The following is a 15529-nucleotide window of genomic DNA, read 5'->3' as shown; positions in this document are numbered from 1 at the left end:
AGTTATATTGATCATAAAGGCAGGTGCTCAGCAGTGAGCTTTTTCAAACGTCTGAAGGAAACGATCTCGACCAAGACCGAATCGGTAACCAATAAGTTTAAAGAAGGCTTGGCGAAAACAAGAGATGTGTTCGTCGAGCGGGTGGAGGACTTGTTCTCGCGCCGCAAAAAAATCGACGAGGACTTTTATGAGGAGCTTGAGGAAATTTTAATCGGCGCCGATGTCGGCGTGAATACGGTTTTGAAGCTGATCGACGACCTCCGAAGCGAGGTTCGCAAACGCAAAATCGAAAATCCGGGCGAGCTCCAGCCGATTTTGTCTGAAATGCTGATTGCGCTGCTCAAGGCCAGCGAGCAGGCGGAGCTCAAGATGGCGGAGAACGGACTGACGGTCATCTTGTTCGTCGGCGTGAACGGGGTAGGCAAAACGACCACGATCGGCAAAATGGCGCATAGGTTGAAGTCGCAGGGCAAAAAGGTGCTGCTTGCGGCTGGCGATACCTTCCGGGCAGGCGCGATTGAGCAGCTGGAGGAATGGGGACGCCGCGTCGGTGTGGACGTCATCAAACAGCAGGCCGGCTCCGATCCGGCGGCTGTGATGTACGATGCGCTGCAGGCGGCCAAATCGCGGGGGGTTGACGTGCTGCTGTGCGATACGGCCGGGCGGCTGCAGAACAAAGTGAACCTGATGGAGGAGCTAAACAAAATTTATCGCGTCATTCGCCGCGAAGTGCCGGAAGCGCCGCATGAGGTGCTGCTCGTACTGGATGCGACGACGGGACAGAATGCGATGACCCAGGCCAAGCTGTTCGACGAGAAATCGGGGCTGACCGGCCTTGTTTTAACGAAGCTGGACGGAACGGCCAAAGGCGGCATCGTCGTGGCCATCCGTCAAGAACTGAAGCTGCCGGTCAAATTCGTCGGTCTTGGGGAAAAGATGGACGATCTGCAGCCCTTCGATTCGGATCAGTTTGTACATGCCCTGTTCAGCAAATGGATTGCGGAATCGGATAAGGACCAGGAGCAGGCGGAGAGCTGACGCTAGGCTTACCGGTAAGGCAAAGGCTCTCTGGATCCCGTTCTGACAGGCATTTATGCTGACAAGGAGAAAATCTTGACAACGATCTGCGAATTCAGTATGATAGGTGATGTTGCTTGCTGTAAAGTGTTTTACCTTAACGGAGGTGAGGCACGAATGACGGAGGAAACCGTCCTTTCGAAGACGACCCGGATCAATTTGCTGTTCGATTTCTACGAACGGCTGCTGACGGAGAAGCAGCAGATTTTTTTGAAGCATTATTTTCATGACGATTATTCGCTTGGGGAGATTGCGGCCGAATTCGGCATCAGCCGCCAAGCGGTATACGAACATATTAAACGGGCCGAATCTGTGCTGGAGGATTATGAATCGAAGCTGCAACTGCTCGCCAAACATGAAGAGCGGCGGAAGCTCCTTCAGCAGCTTGAGCTTGTAGTCCGGGACTTGCCCGCAGCAAAACAAGCGGAAGTCAGGGCTATAACGGAACACCTGTATGAACTTGACTAATATTCCCTTCGCAAGGTGGTGAAGCCCTTATGGCATTCGAAGGATTATCCAGCCGACTGCAAAGCGTATTCAGCAAGCTTAGAGGAAAAGGAAAACTTACGGAGGACGATGTCAACGAGGCGCTGCGCGAGGTGCGCCTTGCTCTGCTGGAAGCGGACGTGAACTTCAAGGTCGTCAAAGAATTTGTCACGAAGGTGAAGGAACGGGCGATCGGGCAGGAAGTGATGCAAAGCTTCACGCCGGGCATGGTCGTAGTCGACATCGTAAACAAGGAGCTCACCGCCTTGATGGGCGGCACACAGAGCAAGCTGGTTCGTGCAAGCAAGCCGCCGACGGTCATTATGATGGCGGGTCTGCAGGGGGCGGGGAAAACGACGACCTCCGGCAAGCTGGCCAAGCTGCTGCTGCAGCAAAATCACAGACCGCTGCTTGCGGCGGCGGATATTTACCGTCCGGCAGCGATCAAGCAGCTGCAGGTGCTTGGGGAGCAGCTCAAAATCCCGGTATTCTCGCTCGGCGATAAAGTAAGTCCGGTGGAGATCGCCAAGCAGGCGCTACAGCATGCGAAGGATCATAACAACGATTATTTGATCATCGATACTGCGGGTCGCTTGCATATTGACGAAAGCTTGATGGACGAGTTGAAGCAAATCGCGGAAGCGGTGAATCCAAACGAAATTTTGCTTGTCGTCGACGCGATGACCGGACAGGACGCCGTCAATGTAGCGGAAAGCTTCCATAAACAGCTTGAGCTTACCGGTGTTGTTCTGACAAAGCTGGACGGCGATACGCGTGGCGGGGCTGCGCTGTCGGTTAAAGCGGTCACAGGCTGCCCGATTAAGTTCGCTGCAATGGGCGAAAAGATGGATGCGCTGGAGCCGTTCCATCCGGAGCGGATGGCTTCAAGGATTCTCGGCATGGGCGATATGCTGACCTTGATCGAGAAAGCGCAGGCGACCATTGACGCCGATAAAGCCAAGGAGATGGAGCGCAAGCTGCGCACGGCCGAGTTTACGTTCGATGATTTTCTTGATCAGATGGAGCAGGTCAAAAAGCTCGGTCCGCTTGATCAGCTGCTCGACATGCTGCCCGGCGCAGGCAAGATGAAGGGGATGAAGGACCTCAAGGTGGACGACAAGCAAATGTCGCGGGTCGCTGCAATCGTCAAATCGATGACGAAGGAAGAAAGGCAAAACCCGGATCTGCTGAATCCGAGCCGGCGCAAGCGTCTGGCGGCGGGCAGCGGCAATTCCATCCAGGACGTCAACCGTTTCATCAAGCAGTTTGAAGACATGCGCAAAATGATGAAGCAATTCTCCGGCATGATGGGCCCCAAAGGGGCCAAGCAGTTGAAGCAGCTCAAGAAGCTCGGCCGCGGGATGAAGTTCCCGTTCTAAAGATTTTTGATTCTATTGGGGAGGTGATATGCATGGCAACTCGCATTCGTCTGAAGCGTATGGGTGCTCACAAGGCTCCTTTTTACCGCGTAGTGGTTTCGGATTCCCGTTCTCCGCGCGACGGTCGCTTTATCGAAGAGATTGGCACATACAATCCGGTGGCTCAACCGGCCATTGTCAATATTGACGAGGAAAAAGCACTGAAATGGCTTCAAACTGGTGCTCAAGCTTCCGATACTGTTCGCAGCTTGTTCAGCAAAGCCGGAATTATGACTAAGTTTCACGAATCCAAACTGCAGAAGAAGTAATCTGTAAGATTCGGAGGGTACGATGAAGGATCTTATTACCGTTATCGCTAAGGCGTTGGTGGATCATCCCGAAGAAGTACGCGTGAATACGGTGGAAGATGAACGCACCATTACGTTCGAGCTGTCCGTTCACCCGGACGATGTCGGGAAAGTGATCGGCAAGCAGGGACGTATTGCCAAAGCGCTTCGCACCGTAGTCACATCTGCTGCAGTGAAGGAACCCAAACGGGTTTCGGTTGAAATCGTATCGTAATGGAAAAGATGAGGGTTAGGAGCTGCTCCTAACTCTTTTCTTCTATATAAAGCAGGCTCCGGAGGTAACGATGAGCGAAAAGTTATACACGGTCGGCAAAATTGTAAATACGCACGGCATTCGCGGCGAGCTCAAGATCGTGCCGCAGACCGATTTTTTGGAAGAGAGGTTTGCCAAGGGCAGCAAGCTCGTGTTTTTTAATCCTGAGAACGGTGACACCCTTCCCGTTATCGTTGAATCGTCGCGGGATCACAAAAATATGATCATTGTCCGGTTCCAGGGCTACAACAATATCAATGAAGTGGAGAAGTACAAAGGGTGGCTGCTGAAGGTCGAAGAACAGTACTTGTCCGAGCTGGGGAATGATGAATTTTATTACCATGAAATCATCGGCTGCCGCGTCTTTACCGAAGAGGGGGAGGAGCTTGGGACCATCAGCGAAATATTATCCCCCGGCGCCAACGATGTGTGGGTGGTGGAGCGCTCTGCCGGCAAACCGCTGCTGCTTCCTTACATCGATGAGGTCGTTTTGAAAGTGGACGTGGAGCAAAAAAGAGTGACGGTGCATCTGATGGAAGGTCTGTTGGAGCTATGAAAATCAACGTACTGACCCTATTCCCGGAGATGTTTGAGGGCGTGTTTTCCTCCAGCATATTAGGGAAGGCACAAGAGAAAGGGCTGTTGCAGCTCGGCACGGTGAATTTCCGGGATTATGCAAACAACAAGCATAACACCGTCGATGATTACCCCTATGGCGGGGGCGGCGGCATGGTGCTCAAGCCCGAACCGATTTTCACAGCGGTGGAGGAGTTGACCTCCGGCCTGGAGCAGCGTCCCCGGATCATTCTGATGTGTCCCCAGGGCGAACCCTTTACGCAAAGGAAAGCGGAAGAGCTTTCACGCGAGAAGCATCTCATTTTTATTTGCGGTCATTATGAAGGCTACGACGAACGGATCCGGGAGCATCTGGTGACGGACGAGCTCTCCATAGGCGATTACGTGCTTACCGGGGGCGAGCTTCCTGCTATGGTGGTCATCGACAGTGTGGCACGCCTGATTCCGGGTGTCCTTGGCAACGAAACGTCGGCTGTTACCGATTCGTTCAGTACGGGACTTCTCGAATATCCGCACTATACGCGTCCGGCCAAATTCCGTGACTGGGAGGTACCGGACATCCTGATATCCGGACATCACGGCAACATTAAGGATTGGCGGCGAAAACAATCGCTGCTGCGAACGTGGAAAAAGCGACCGGATCTGCTGGAGCATGCAGTGCTGACGGAAGAAGAGCGACGCTGGCTGGAGGAACAAAAAGCGAAAGAAGCTGTCCGGCAGCGCTCTGAAGGTCATGAGTGACTCTCTGATCAAGCCTATGGTTGCGAACAAAGATCTTCCTAATATTTGCATTTTTAATAGAAATATGATAAGATCTAACCAACAAAAGAAACGTGCGGAAGAACCGCCTTATGTCATGCTAGTTTTGCATGCATAAGGCGGTTTTTGCGTTTAGGGTTGGCTCATTTCATTCCGGAACCCGTACGTTGACAGGATACAGAAAGGAGGGGCATGCGTGTTCCGCACAAAATGGAGAAGAAAAGTGTTCCACTGGCTGAAGGAGCTGCGAATTCCGATAAGGAGGCACACATGTCAAAGATCATAGTAGCGGTGCTCATGGCCGTTCTGCTCTCGGGAGCCGCGCTCTATGTTCTTGGAGCACAGATTGTTCCGGCCGCGGGTTCGGCGGGAAACCAGACGAAAGCACAAATCCATGACGCATTTCAATGAGGAGAGAGTGGACCTATGGGGAAATTAGAGATTGCCTGCCTTATTGCCGTACGGCTTGAAGGGGCGGCCATGTTTTTATCGGGTGCCCGGATGGAACCGTCGCAAGCACCGAAGGGCATCCAATCTGAATGCCGGCATCACAGCGGCTGCGGCTCGATAAGACGATGAGCAAGCTGATCATTACTTGCTTGAGTGTCGTTCTGATCTTTGGTATTTGCGTCTATATTTTTCGTCCGGCAGGCGGACAAGGGATGGGAGAGCAAATAAAAGACGGCCATAGGAGGATCACGGAGAATGTCCGCGGTTTTGATTACATCACCGACTGACAGGAGGGCATGATGGCAAGACGGGTTTCTATCTTGCGGGACGAGGAAGGGATGGCCAATGTCCTTGTTACCTTATTCATTATACCGGTCATGCTGTTCTTATGCTTTGCGGTCGTCCCTTTTTTTGTTTATGTGATGAAAGCAAACCATTTGAATACAATCGCCAATCATGGATTAAAAGAAGCCGAAGCGGTAGGGTATGTAAGCCCGCTTATAGAAGCGAACATGAACGCCAGATTAGCGGCGCTGGGGATGAGCCCGGTGGTGGTGGACAGTACCGCTTACCCGACTTATGAAGGAAGCACCAGAACGAAGGTATATCGGGATGCGGCGGACCCTACGATTACTTTGGTGCTAAAATATCCGGCTCCCGGTTTATCCAGAATGCTGGGTGCATTGGGAGGTGGAAGCGGAGGTACGGCGGCGCATGACGGATTTTACTATTTGGTTTTATACGGCAAAAGCGAAGCTTATGAATAAGTCTGCAGTATCATTTTGCTATTGCGGGAAATCCTATTCTTGAGTTTCTATGTTATTTATGCTATGATACATATCGTTGTGGCATTTTTGCTTGAATACGGTGGTCCTCTGCTCGTGACAACGAAAGAATCATACATCTGAAGAGGCGGCAAGAACACCTGTGTGGAAGGAGGGAGTCATCTATGAATTTGATCCAAGAGATTACGAAGGAACAGCTTCGCACCGACATTCCGAATTTTCGTCCTGGCGACACGCTGAAAGTGTACGTTAAGGTTATCGAGGGTTCGCGCGAACGGATTCAGCTGTTCGAAGGCGTGGTTATTAAGCGCCGCGGAGGCGGTGTCAGCGAAACCTTCACAGTAAGAAAAATTTCTTACGGTGTCGGCGTTGAAAGAACGTTCCCGATTAACACTCCAAAGATCGATAAGATTGAAGTGGCTCGCCGTGGTAAAGTCCGTCGCGCGAAGCTCTACTATCTTCGCGGTCTGCGCGGTAAAGCAGCTAGAATTCAGGAAATTCGATAAGAAACAGGAGGGGCTTGCGAACCAAGCTCCTTTTCGTTTTCTCTCACATTGGCGAAAGGACAGGAGAGCATATGGAGCAGGATCAGACAGTAGAAAAAGCGAATCCGATCAAAAACGAAGTTTGGGAATGGATCAAAGCGCTGCTGATTGCAGCCGCTCTCGTGTTTTTTATACGCTGGCTCATTTTCGCCCCGTTCATTGTGGAAGGGCCTTCGATGGAACCGAACTTTCATACTGGGGAGCGCCTCATCGTCAATAAGTTAACATACAGGTTCGGTAACCCGGAACGCGGGGAAGTCCTTGTGTTCCATGCAACCAAAGACAAGGATTACATAAAGCGCGTCATTGCATTGCCGGGCGAGAAAGTTCGGGTGGAAGGCGATCAGGTGTATGTTAACGGACAATTGCTGGATGAGCCGTACCTGAAGCAGGCTTTGGATGAAGCGGCGAAACAAGGGATACCCTATAACACAAGAAATTATCCGGAGCAAACCGTACCGGAAGGAAGTATATTCGTCATGGGGGACAACCGGTCCAACAGCTCGGATAGCCGGGACAGTACTGTAGGCTTTGTTAAATACGAACAGATTGTCGGACGCGCCGATTTGATTTTCTGGCCGTTCGATAAAATAAGTCTGGTTCATTTCTAGAGCGTAACATAGATGAAAGGTGTAAAGTTGAGGTGACCTGCCAATGACAATCCAATGGTTTCCGGGTCACATGACGCGGGCGCGGCGGCAAATTCAGGATAAGCTGAAGCTGATCGATCTGGCGATCGAGCTGCTGGATGCGCGTATTCCTTTGTCCAGCCGCAACCCGATGATCGATGAGATTTTGCTGCAAAAGCCCCGTTTGGTGCTGCTGAATAAAAGCGATCTGGCCGATCCGGATGTGACGAAGCGGTGGATCGATTATTTTGCGGAGCGGGGACTTCGGGCGCTTCCGATCGATTCTGTTCAGGGCAACCCGGTGAAAGAGATCATGCAGCGAAGCAAAGAGCTTTTGGCAAGCAAAATTGAAGCGCAGCAGCGTAAAGGAATCAACCCGCGTGCGATTCGCGCTTTAATCGTAGGCATTCCCAACGTCGGAAAATCGACATTGATCAACCGTATGGCAGGCCGTAAAATAGCGGCTACCGGTGACAAGCCGGGGATAACGAAAGGCCAGCAGTGGATTAAAGTGGGAACGGAGATGGAACTGCTGGATACGCCGGGCATTTTGTGGCCCAAGTTTGAAGATCAGACGGTCGGCTTACGGTTAGCAGCCACCGGAGCGATTAGAGAGGAAATTTTGCATCCGGAAGAGATAGCGTTTTTTGCCGTGCGTTATTTGGCCGGGCACTATGGGGAAGCCTTGAAGGACCGGTTTGGTTTGGACGAACTGCCGGAGAATCCCGAAGATTCGGATGCGATCGTCGAATTGATGGAAGCGATCGGCCGCAAACGCGGTGCATTAATGAGCGGCGGAAGGGTAGACCTGGAGAAAGCGTCGCTTACCCTATTGCGCGAGCTTCGTGCCGGTAAGCTGGGAAGAATCAGTATGGAAACGCCGGATGAAATGACGGCAAATACGGAATAAGGAAGAAGCGGAACCGCCGTCCGGGGTTATCCGCTTCTTTTTCATCATGATCATTGCTTCTCATGCGAAAAGGCCGGCTGTTCATGAAAATGCGTACTTTTATGGTATGATGGCTGCAGAAAAATATGAGTTTGGAAGAGAGGTGTAAGAAGGTGGGAAGAGAGGTCCGGTTTGGTGATGCAGAGTTTGTTCTAAAGCTTACGGGGCTCACCTGTATCTTCGCATTAAAACGGCAAGTCGTTATCCCCTATCCAAAGATCAAAAGGGTTGTTGTGGATTACTTTGATGCCCCTATGTGGATGCTCCGGATGCCCGGAACTTCGATCGCGCCGCTTCATATTTATGAGGGGAGCTTTAAATACGCCAACGAATGGTATTTTCTTTCTTATGAGAAAAGGGAGCCTCTTGTCATACTCGAATTGGAGGGACACGAAAAATATACCTATGTCATCTTCCAAATCGATCACCCCTCAGAGGTTGCCTCGGCACTGCGCAAAAGGATCAGAGATTGATGCTGTAACCGTTTATTAATTGTTCCGCCATTCCGGCAGTGATGCCGGGAATCAATCTAATCGTTCCACACCGTCCTGAAAAGGGGTTACGCTTTGAGCGGCCTTTTTACATAGTCTAATATTTGGGTTCAAAGAAACAGGTGGCGAGGTCAATATATTCGAGTTGGGATAAGCCCGATGTCGGGTTATTTCAAGGAAGGTGATGCAAATGTCAGGGAAGAGAGCGTTATCAAGTTCACAGCGCTTGGCAATTGAGCACATCACACAGTACGCCAGAGCCCGAAAATGCGATGCTCAAAAGTCAATTAAGGAAGTTCTTCAGATGTCAAATATCCCTTGGAATACATTTGAGGAGGCCGCCGCCAAACTGCTGGCGAACGCGAGGGTTGCGCTGCATTTTCATCCCGACCGGCCAATGGCGGACATGAAAAGTGTAGCTCAGGCATTGCTTGAGCAGGGAATCTATAAGAGTCAGTTCGAAACTCAAATTTCCAATGGCAGCGTATCGGCCTATCCAGGCGGCGCACGGGATCTTTGGGAGAAAAAGATGTTTGGCGGCGCTTATCAGTCGGCTGGCGTGACCAACAGTCAGCGCCCGAAGTACGGGGCCTTAAATGTAATGCTGCATCCGGATGGACCGGCTCCACGGTTCGGGTCATGCTACTTCCTGCTCTCACCCAAGGTCTCCTGTCGCTGCACGTACACTTATTTGGATTCTCATCAGGATCCGAAGGAAAAGGGAACCTATGATGAGTTTGACGACATTTTGGCAGCGATGTTGAAAGATGCTTTTTTTCGGAATGATGCAATTGGCGAGAACAATCTGACACCGCGGAAATGGATCGATCATCTCTTGTATCATCTTGAATGCCCATTAAAGGATCCTTCAAAGTGTGAGCCCAAACGAAACCTTAACCACTATATCGAGGCCCAGGTTCATGGTGATATTGTTTTAAAAGATGACGTAGAAGCGCTTGTTGCCGATCCATCGTTCAAAGGCACATACATAGGAGAAATTTTAGAGCAAATAGGCTTGAAGTATTCCATCGAACTTTATTGGCATATGGGATTTGTCATGCACGTGGAAGAAATACCCATGGATTTTAGGGGGCCGGCCATGCCTTCCCTGGCCAGGCGGATAGCACGGAATGATCATATCGACGCCAGTGTGATCGGGGCGGTCGTCAACGATTTGAAACGTAATCCGGCACAATGGAGCGACAGAGGGAACTATGAAGAGGTGCTTCAGGAATTAAAATACATGTGGCATATTTTAGTTCGATTTGGTAAACCGTTTGCGCGTGAATGAAGGACTTATTGTTTGAGATGGCGGAAATCCCGGGATTTTATTCCTTATATCTGCCAGCTTGTGTGGAGGCGACGTTGGGATACCACCCTGACATCCCCTTTTTCAGGGCCATTGGACATGCCTGGTTTGGGGATAGGCAAGATTCACCGGGTGAGGTATAATGTTACATCATGGCAGAATGTACAACAATTGCAGGTGAAACGGATGCTGGAATACGAACGTGAATTATGGGAGCAAGGGAAGCTTTATATTGCAGGGGTGGATGAAGTCGGGCGCGGCTGTTTATTCGGTGATGTGGTGGCTGCCGCGGTTATTTTGCCGCAAGGGCTTGTGCTTGAGGACGTGAACGATTCCAAGCAAGTCAGCGAAAAAAAACGGGAGGCACTGTATGAGATCATCATGGAGAAGGCTCTCGCCGTTGGCGTCGGTATTGTCGATGTAGCCACGATCGAAAGAATTAATATTAAGCAGGCGGCACGGCTGGCCATGAAAGAAGCTGTGGAAAAGCTGAATTTGACTCCCGATATGCTGTTGGTGGATGCGGAAAAAGTCGATGTGCCCATAGAGCAGCTTGCGATCATTCACGGAGACGCACGGAGTCAATCGATCGCAGCGGCTTCGATTATCGCGAAAGTGACGCGGGATCGGATGTGCTTCCAATGGGATGTGGAATATCCGGAGTACGGGATCGCTATACATAAAGGTTATGCAACCAAAAAGCACCGGGAGGCCATTCAGGAGTACGGACCTTCACCGATGCATCGAAAGACGTTTCTTAAAAAGATCGTTTATGAGCAGCAGCTGTTGTTTTAGTGAAAGGACGGGAGTGTTTTTCCGATATAAACAATAACCGGAAAAAGAAGCCGGCGGGGAGCGTGCGGACGAACCCAAGCCGGCTTTGCGTTTGAAAGGGGCGGCATCGATGAATATTAGCGGTATGATCCGCGGCTTGATCGGAGAGACGCAATTGTCCGAGCCCAAGTCGCTTGAGCTCAAGGCAGGACAAGTCGTCAAGGGGAAGGTGGTACAGCTCCTGTCCGATAAGGAGGCTTTGGTTCAAATTAACGGTGTACAGGTCCGGGCGCAGCTGGAGGCGCCTTTAAAGCAGGGTGAGGTCACCATGCTTCAAGTTCAGCCTGAATCCTCGGGCGGACAAGTGATGCTAAAGCCCCTGCAATCGTCCACGGTACAGATTGCAGATGTGTCGTTAGGGGATGTATTAAAAGGAATAGGACTTCAAGATACCCCGGCGAACCGGCAGTTGGTCCAAATGCTGCACCAAGCGGGGGTACAGCTGACCAGGGATCATGTCTATGCATTCGTGCAGCTGCGGTCGGGCATGCCGGCGCAGACACCGCCGGAAGACTGGGTACCGGCGGCTGTGATCGCTTTTCAAAAGGGGCTGCCGCTGACGCCGGAGTCAGTGGCTTCCTTACGCCAGGCCGTGCAGGGCCCCCCTTTCCATAAAGCGTTGGAAAACATAAGCCTGCTGGCTCAGCAAGAGCTGGATGGCCGGACGGAGTATTCTCCACAGACCCGTGCGCTGCTGGAAGGCGTGCGCCAATTAGTTCAGCAGCTGCGCGAGACGGCCGGACAGCTGCTCGGCCGGGCCGCTGACGGAGGCGAAGCGGTGCAGGGCACAAGCGGCAGCGCGGCGGGCGCAGGAGCGCAGCAGGCGGCGGCAGCGCAGGGCGCAAGCAGCAGCGGCGCAGCGGGCGCAGGAGCGCAGCAGGCGGCGGCAGCGCAGGGCGCAAGCAGCAGCGGCGCAGCGGGCGCAGGAGCGCAGCAGGCGGCGGCAGCGCAGGGCGCAAGCAGCAGCGGCGCAGCGGGCGCAGGAGCGCAGCAGGCGGCGGCAGCGCAGGGCGCAAGCGGCAGCGGCGCAGCGGGCGCAGGAGCGCAGCAGGCGGCGGCAGCGCAGGGCGCAAGCAGCAGCGGCACAGCGGGCGCAGGGGCGCAGCAGGCGGCGGCAGCGCAGGGCGCAAGCAGCAGCGGCGCAGCGGGCGCAGGAGCGCAGCAGGCGGCAGCGCAGGGCGCAAGCAGCAGCGGCGCAGCGGGCGCAGGAGCGCAGCAGGCGGCGGCAGCGCAGGGCGCAAGCAGCAGCGGCGCAGCGGGCGCAGGAGCGCAGCAGGCGGCGGCAGCGCAGGGCGCAAGCAGCAGCGGCGCGGCGGGCGCAGGAGCGCAGCAGGCGGCGGCAGCGCAGGGCGCAAGCAGCAGCGGCGCAGCGGGCGCAGGAGCGCAGCAGGCGGCGGCAGCGCAGGGCGCAAGCGGCAGCGGCGCAGCGGGCGCAGGGGCGCAGCAGGCGGCGGCAGCGCAGGGCGCAAGCGGCAGCGGCGCAGCGGGCGCAGGAGCGCAGCAGGCGGCGCCAGAACAACCTCCAGCCGCGATGGCGCAGGCACAGACATTGTCGGAGCAACAGGAAGACGGGCCGCTGCTGGGGAGACTGATGAAGGCGCTCGGGATGAATCATGAGCATCAGGCGATAAAGCATCTTGAGCAGAATTTGCAGGAGCAGAGATTGCATGCAGGCTCATTGTCCGCGGGCTCGCCGGGGGAGGCGGCCGAAGCGGCCGATTCGTTGAAAAGCGTGCTGATGCAGCTTTCGCAAGCGATGGATGCGCCCCAAGACTTAAAGGATGCTGCTCGGCAGGCGGTTCAGCAAATTACGGGGCAGCAGCTGCTGCTGAGTCAAGATCGGGGCGCCATGTTTTCGCATGTGACGTTGTTTGTCCCGTTGATTCATGCCAACGGAGAGCAGACAGCGGCCATTCACATTCAGTCCCGGAAAGGGAGAAACGGCAGCCTGGACGAGAGCAACTGCCGGCTTGTTTTTGACTTACGGATGAAGGCTTTGGGGGATACCCTGGTCGATGTCCAGGTCGTTAACCGCATCGTCAGTTTACATGTCCATAATGATTTGCCGTTTACTCGGGAGCTTTTGGATGCTCATAAAGACGACATAGCCCAGGGTCTGCATTCGATCGGTTATCAGTTTATTTCCATGAAATGCAGTCCTTATCCCTCCAAGGCGACGGAAAATATCGAATCCTCCGAATCATCGGGCCCGGCGTCGGTGTTAAGGGAAGGCAGCCTGGAGTCCGTCTATGCACAACGACGTTATAAAGGTGTGGATATCCGCGTATGACCCAGAAGGCACAGGGAATCAAGAAGGCGGTAGCCTTAAAATATGCACCCGATATCTCGGCGGCTCCCAAGCTTATTGCTAAGGGGAAGGGCAGACTTGCCGAGTCCATCATGGAAAAGGCCAGGGAGAACGGTGTACCGATCCAAGAGGATCCATCTCTTGTTGAGGTATTGTCTAAACTGGATTTGGATCAGGAAATTCCGCCGGAGCTTTACAAGCTTGTAGCTGAGGTGCTGACCTTCATTTACCGTTCCGACCAGAAAGCCAAACAATGGAGGGGGGAAGGCGGTTGACGCAATCGCGGCTGAAACGCAAAGAGCTTGGAGCCGTCGGTGAAGCGGCGGCGGAACAGCGGCTGAAGGAGCAGGGGTTTCGGCTGCTTGCACGCAATTGGCGGTGCAGAACCGGGGAGATCGATATCATAGCCATGGACGGCGAGATCTTGGTATTTGTCGAAGTGCGCACCCGCAGTGGAAGAGGCGCATTCGGAACCCCCCTGGAATCGGTGAATGCCCGGAAGCAAAGGCAAATTATTGAGACGTCGCAGGTTTACATGCATCAGCAGCGGCAGCAGGTCCGGCAGGTCCGCTATGATGTTCTGGCCGTGCAGACGGACCCGACGGGAGTTGTACTGCATATCGAACAAATCCGCAACGCTTTTTAACCCAAGAGCGTGAGCGGATTTATTTTTTGTCCAAAGCCCGGTATTGCAGCGCCTCGGCGGCATGCTCGGGTAAAACGTCGTCCTTCCCTTCCAAGTCGGCGATCGTACGGGCAATTTTTAAAATCCGGTCATGTGCCCGTACGCTTAACCCCAATACCTCAAAAGAACGCTCCAGCAGCTTTGTCGTCGCCTGGTCGATCCGGACATGCTCCCGCAGCATTTTTCCGCTTAGTTCGCTATTGAACAGGACTCCGGAGCCATGGTATCTGCGAAGCTGAATTTGATGCGCGCGTTCTACAATGGTGCGCATTTCGGTCGAAGTCATCTGTTTTTGTTCGGGAGCGAGATGCTTATACTCGATACGAGGAACCTCGACATGAAGGTCGATACGATCGAGCAGCGGACCGGAGATTTTGGAGCGGTAATGTGCTACCTTCACAGGACTGCAAATACAGCCTTGCTGCTCGGTTCCGGCTCCCCAAAAACCGCATGGACACGGATTCATAGAAGCCGCAAGTAAAACATGCGCAGGGAACTTGTATACGGCCCGGGCACGACCGATGGTAACCCACCGGTCTTCCAACGGCTGGCGCAGCACTTCCAATGCAGCTCTGGAAAACTCGGGAAGCTCATCAAGAAAAAGTACGCCGCGATGCGCCAAGCTCACTTCCCCCGGCTTGGGAATGCCTCCGCCTCCGATTAATCCGGCGGCGGAAATCGTATGATGGGGCATGCGAAAAGGTCGTTCGCGGACTAGCTGTCTCCGGTCCGCAAATTTTCCGGAAGCGCTGTAAATTCGGGTCACATCGAGCGATTCCTGTTCATTCATCTCCGGCATGATCGAAGGGAGGCGCTTGGCCAACATGGTTTTGCCTGTGCCCGGCGGACCGATCAGGAGCACATTGTGCATTCCGGCGGCGCATATCATCAAAGCCCGTTTGACATGCTGCTGCCCGTATACATCGGCATAATCCTCTTGAGCGGTTAAAGGCTTTGAATGCAATGCTTGAGATGAACGATCAATGGATTGAATTGCATTCGCCGTATGCACCGGATGGCTGTTCCCGTTGTCCCTTGGATCGGCGACGAGCTCGCTTAAATGCCGGATTCCTACGATCTCACAGCCTTCAAACCACCGGGCTTCTTCCGAATTGTCCTCCGGCAAAACGACACGAGTGATGCCGTGCTCTTTGGCCGACGCGATCATGGACAATACGCCGGGAATCGCCCTGACCGAACCATCCAGGGCAAGTTCGCCGATCAGCAGCGTCTTCATAATGCGCTCCTGCCGGAGTTGTCCGCTGGTGGAAAGAATTCCTGCGGCTATCGCCAAATCGAACGCGGACCCTTCTTTGCGTATATCCGCAGGCGCCAAATTGACCGTGATACGCTGCAGCGGAAAGGTGAATCCGCAGTTTTTAATGGCGGCGCGCACCCGTTCCATCGACTCTTTAATTGCGCTGTCGGGCAGCCCGACGATAGTCATTTGGGGCAAACCGTTGCTCAAATCAACCTCGACATCCACCAATTTGCCATCAATGCCGTGCAAGCATGCGCTGATTACTTTTCCATACATAAATAAAAACACCTTTCCCATTATTTTCATGGCCAAAGGTGCTTCCTTATCCGCTCATGTCTATAGGATTATTGTAGTTCATTTGCCGTTATTAGGCAACCCGGCATAATCTTTCCTTGATTCGGGGTTA

Annotated in this window: 21 protein-coding genes; 20 read left to right on the top strand and 1 reads right to left on the bottom strand. The window is 53.3% G+C overall.

The window, feature by feature from the left end:
• The first annotated feature begins 33 nt into the window (after window positions 1-33).
• The 20 genes from ftsY to EXW96_RS11825 all read left to right on the top strand — a co-directional run bounded on the left by ftsY (window position 34) and on the right by EXW96_RS11825 (window position 13823).
• The gene (gene ftsY / locus EXW96_RS11920) at window positions 34-1038 is read left to right on the top strand and encodes a signal recognition particle-docking protein FtsY (RefSeq protein ID WP_062407914.1); all 1005 of its coding nucleotides are present in this window, start codon (window positions 34-36) and stop codon (window positions 1036-1038) included.
• A 156-nt stretch (window positions 1039-1194) separates the two neighbouring features.
• The gene (locus EXW96_RS11915; protein ID WP_062407917.1) at window positions 1195-1545 is read left to right on the top strand and encodes a putative DNA-binding protein; all 351 of its coding nucleotides are present in this window, start codon (window positions 1195-1197) and stop codon (window positions 1543-1545) included.
• A 29-nt stretch (window positions 1546-1574) separates the two neighbouring features.
• Entirely contained in the window at window positions 1575-2942 is a 1368-nt protein-coding gene (gene ffh, locus EXW96_RS11910; RefSeq protein ID WP_137670022.1) for a signal recognition particle protein, read from the top strand.
• Window positions 2943-2974: 32 nt separating this feature from the next.
• Entirely contained in the window at window positions 2975-3250 is a 276-nt protein-coding gene (gene rpsP / locus EXW96_RS11905) for a 30S ribosomal protein S16 (RefSeq protein ID WP_054818958.1), read from the top strand.
• 22 nt (window positions 3251-3272) lie between these two features.
• Window positions 3273-3503, top strand: coding sequence for a KH domain-containing protein (locus EXW96_RS11900; protein WP_062407918.1), 231 nt, complete (start codon window positions 3273-3275; stop codon window positions 3501-3503).
• 70 nt (window positions 3504-3573) lie between these two features.
• Entirely contained in the window at window positions 3574-4098 is a 525-nt protein-coding gene (rimM, locus tag EXW96_RS11895) for a ribosome maturation factor RimM (RefSeq protein WP_054818959.1), read from the top strand.
• Window positions 4095-4859, top strand: a complete 765-nt coding sequence (gene trmD, locus EXW96_RS11890) for a tRNA (guanosine(37)-N1)-methyltransferase TrmD (protein WP_174350632.1) — start codon at window positions 4095-4097, stop codon at window positions 4857-4859. Before rimM ends, trmD begins: the two co-directional genes overlap by 4 nt.
• Window positions 4860-5147: 288 nt before the next feature.
• Window positions 5148-5288 carry a hypothetical protein gene (locus EXW96_RS11885; protein ID WP_171005856.1) on the top strand — a complete coding sequence of 47 codons (141 nt, stop codon included), beginning with the start codon at window positions 5148-5150 and terminating at the stop codon, window positions 5286-5288.
• Window positions 5289-5303: 15 nt separating this feature from the next.
• On the top strand, window positions 5304-5456 hold the full coding sequence (locus EXW96_RS11880) for a hypothetical protein (RefSeq protein WP_174350631.1): 153 nt from the start codon (window positions 5304-5306) through the stop codon (window positions 5454-5456).
• Complete coding sequence (locus EXW96_RS11875; RefSeq protein WP_054818962.1) at window positions 5417-5614, top strand: hypothetical protein; 198 nt, start codon at window positions 5417-5419, stop codon at window positions 5612-5614. Before EXW96_RS11880 ends, EXW96_RS11875 begins: the two co-directional genes overlap by 40 nt.
• 9 nt (window positions 5615-5623) lie before the next feature.
• Window positions 5624-6094, top strand: a complete 471-nt coding sequence (locus EXW96_RS11870; RefSeq protein ID WP_174350630.1) for a hypothetical protein — start codon at window positions 5624-5626, stop codon at window positions 6092-6094.
• Between the two features lie 182 nt (window positions 6095-6276).
• Window positions 6277-6618, top strand: coding sequence for a 50S ribosomal protein L19 (rplS, locus tag EXW96_RS11865; protein WP_054818963.1), 342 nt, complete (start codon window positions 6277-6279; stop codon window positions 6616-6618).
• A gap of 71 nt (window positions 6619-6689) precedes the next feature.
• A complete protein-coding gene (gene lepB / locus EXW96_RS11860; protein ID WP_062407920.1) occupies window positions 6690-7268 on the top strand; it encodes a signal peptidase I in 579 nt (192 codons plus the stop codon).
• A gap of 43 nt (window positions 7269-7311) precedes the next feature.
• Window positions 7312-8196, top strand: a complete 885-nt coding sequence (ylqF, locus tag EXW96_RS11855) for a ribosome biogenesis GTPase YlqF (protein ID WP_174350629.1) — start codon at window positions 7312-7314, stop codon at window positions 8194-8196.
• Window positions 8197-8348: 152 nt separating this feature from the next.
• Window positions 8349-8708, top strand: coding sequence for a hypothetical protein (locus tag EXW96_RS11850; RefSeq protein ID WP_062407924.1), 360 nt, complete (start codon window positions 8349-8351; stop codon window positions 8706-8708).
• A gap of 208 nt (window positions 8709-8916) precedes the next feature.
• The gene (locus EXW96_RS11845) at window positions 8917-10017 is read left to right on the top strand and encodes a DUF3626 domain-containing protein (protein ID WP_254611358.1); all 1101 of its coding nucleotides are present in this window, start codon (window positions 8917-8919) and stop codon (window positions 10015-10017) included.
• Between the two features lie 117 nt (window positions 10018-10134).
• Window positions 10135-10830 carry a ribonuclease HII gene (locus tag EXW96_RS11840; protein WP_074728485.1) on the top strand — a complete coding sequence of 232 codons (696 nt, stop codon included), beginning with the start codon at window positions 10135-10137 and terminating at the stop codon, window positions 10828-10830.
• 109 nt (window positions 10831-10939) lie between these two features.
• A complete protein-coding gene (locus EXW96_RS11835) occupies window positions 10940-13159 on the top strand; it encodes a hypothetical protein (RefSeq protein ID WP_174350628.1) in 2220 nt (739 codons plus the stop codon).
• Window positions 13156-13452 (top strand): EscU/YscU/HrcU family type III secretion system export apparatus switch protein, encoded by a 297-nt coding sequence (locus tag EXW96_RS11830; RefSeq protein ID WP_174350627.1) that lies wholly within the window; start codon window positions 13156-13158, stop codon window positions 13450-13452. Before EXW96_RS11835 ends, EXW96_RS11830 begins: the two co-directional genes overlap by 4 nt.
• Window positions 13449-13823: a YraN family protein gene (locus tag EXW96_RS11825; RefSeq protein ID WP_235594267.1), complete on the top strand. Its 375-nt coding sequence runs from the start codon at window positions 13449-13451 to the stop codon at window positions 13821-13823. Before EXW96_RS11830 ends, EXW96_RS11825 begins: the two co-directional genes overlap by 4 nt.
• Before the next feature lie 19 nt (window positions 13824-13842).
• Here EXW96_RS11825 and EXW96_RS11820 read toward each other — a convergent pair whose 3' ends face one another.
• Window positions 13843-15399: a YifB family Mg chelatase-like AAA ATPase gene (locus EXW96_RS11820; protein ID WP_174350626.1), complete on the bottom strand. Its 1557-nt coding sequence runs from the start codon at window positions 15397-15399 to the stop codon at window positions 13843-13845.
• Between the last annotated feature and the right edge of the window lie 130 nt (window positions 15400-15529).

Source organism: Paenibacillus sp. JMULE4 (genome assembly GCF_013337105.1).
GTDB lineage: Bacteria > Bacillota > Bacilli > Paenibacillales > NBRC-103111 > Paenibacillus_G > Paenibacillus_G naphthalenovorans.
The sequence above is the reverse complement of the archived record's forward strand: the minus strand, read 5'-3'. Positions and strand labels throughout refer to the sequence as shown.

Excerpts from the sequence above, each read along its gene's own strand:
- lepB (WP_062407920.1), top strand. The coding sequence starts at position 6,690 with ATGGAGCAGGATCAGACAGTAGAAAAAGCGAATCCGATCAAAAACGAA.
- EXW96_RS11915 (WP_062407917.1), top strand. The coding sequence starts at position 1,195 with ATGACGGAGGAAACCGTCCTTTCGAAGACGACCCGGATCAATTTGCTG.
- EXW96_RS11845 (WP_254611358.1), top strand. The coding sequence starts at position 8,917 with ATGTCAGGGAAGAGAGCGTTATCAAGTTCACAGCGCTTGGCAATTGAG.
- EXW96_RS11885 (WP_171005856.1), top strand. The coding sequence starts at position 5,148 with ATGTCAAAGATCATAGTAGCGGTGCTCATGGCCGTTCTGCTCTCGGGA.
- ffh (WP_137670022.1), top strand. The coding sequence starts at position 1,575 with ATGGCATTCGAAGGATTATCCAGCCGACTGCAAAGCGTATTCAGCAAG.
- EXW96_RS11835 (WP_174350628.1), top strand. The coding sequence starts at position 10,940 with ATGAATATTAGCGGTATGATCCGCGGCTTGATCGGAGAGACGCAATTG.
- EXW96_RS11870 (WP_174350630.1), top strand. The coding sequence starts at position 5,624 with ATGATGGCAAGACGGGTTTCTATCTTGCGGGACGAGGAAGGGATGGCC.
- EXW96_RS11900 (WP_062407918.1), top strand. The coding sequence starts at position 3,273 with ATGAAGGATCTTATTACCGTTATCGCTAAGGCGTTGGTGGATCATCCC.
- rplS (WP_054818963.1), top strand. The coding sequence starts at position 6,277 with ATGAATTTGATCCAAGAGATTACGAAGGAACAGCTTCGCACCGACATT.
- rimM (WP_054818959.1), top strand. The coding sequence starts at position 3,574 with ATGAGCGAAAAGTTATACACGGTCGGCAAAATTGTAAATACGCACGGC.
- EXW96_RS11830 (WP_174350627.1), top strand. The coding sequence starts at position 13,156 with ATGACCCAGAAGGCACAGGGAATCAAGAAGGCGGTAGCCTTAAAATAT.
- EXW96_RS11880 (WP_174350631.1), top strand. The coding sequence starts at position 5,304 with ATGGGGAAATTAGAGATTGCCTGCCTTATTGCCGTACGGCTTGAAGGG.
- EXW96_RS11820 (WP_174350626.1), bottom strand. The coding sequence starts at position 15,399 with ATGTATGGAAAAGTAATCAGCGCATGCTTGCACGGCATTGATGGCAAA.
- rpsP (WP_054818958.1), top strand. The coding sequence starts at position 2,975 with ATGGCAACTCGCATTCGTCTGAAGCGTATGGGTGCTCACAAGGCTCCT.
- EXW96_RS11875 (WP_054818962.1), top strand. The coding sequence starts at position 5,417 with ATGCCGGCATCACAGCGGCTGCGGCTCGATAAGACGATGAGCAAGCTG.
- ylqF (WP_174350629.1), top strand. The coding sequence starts at position 7,312 with ATGACAATCCAATGGTTTCCGGGTCACATGACGCGGGCGCGGCGGCAA.
- trmD (WP_174350632.1), top strand. The coding sequence starts at position 4,095 with ATGAAAATCAACGTACTGACCCTATTCCCGGAGATGTTTGAGGGCGTG.
- EXW96_RS11840 (WP_074728485.1), top strand. The coding sequence starts at position 10,135 with ATGCCTGGTTTGGGGATAGGCAAGATTCACCGGGTGAGGTATAATGTT.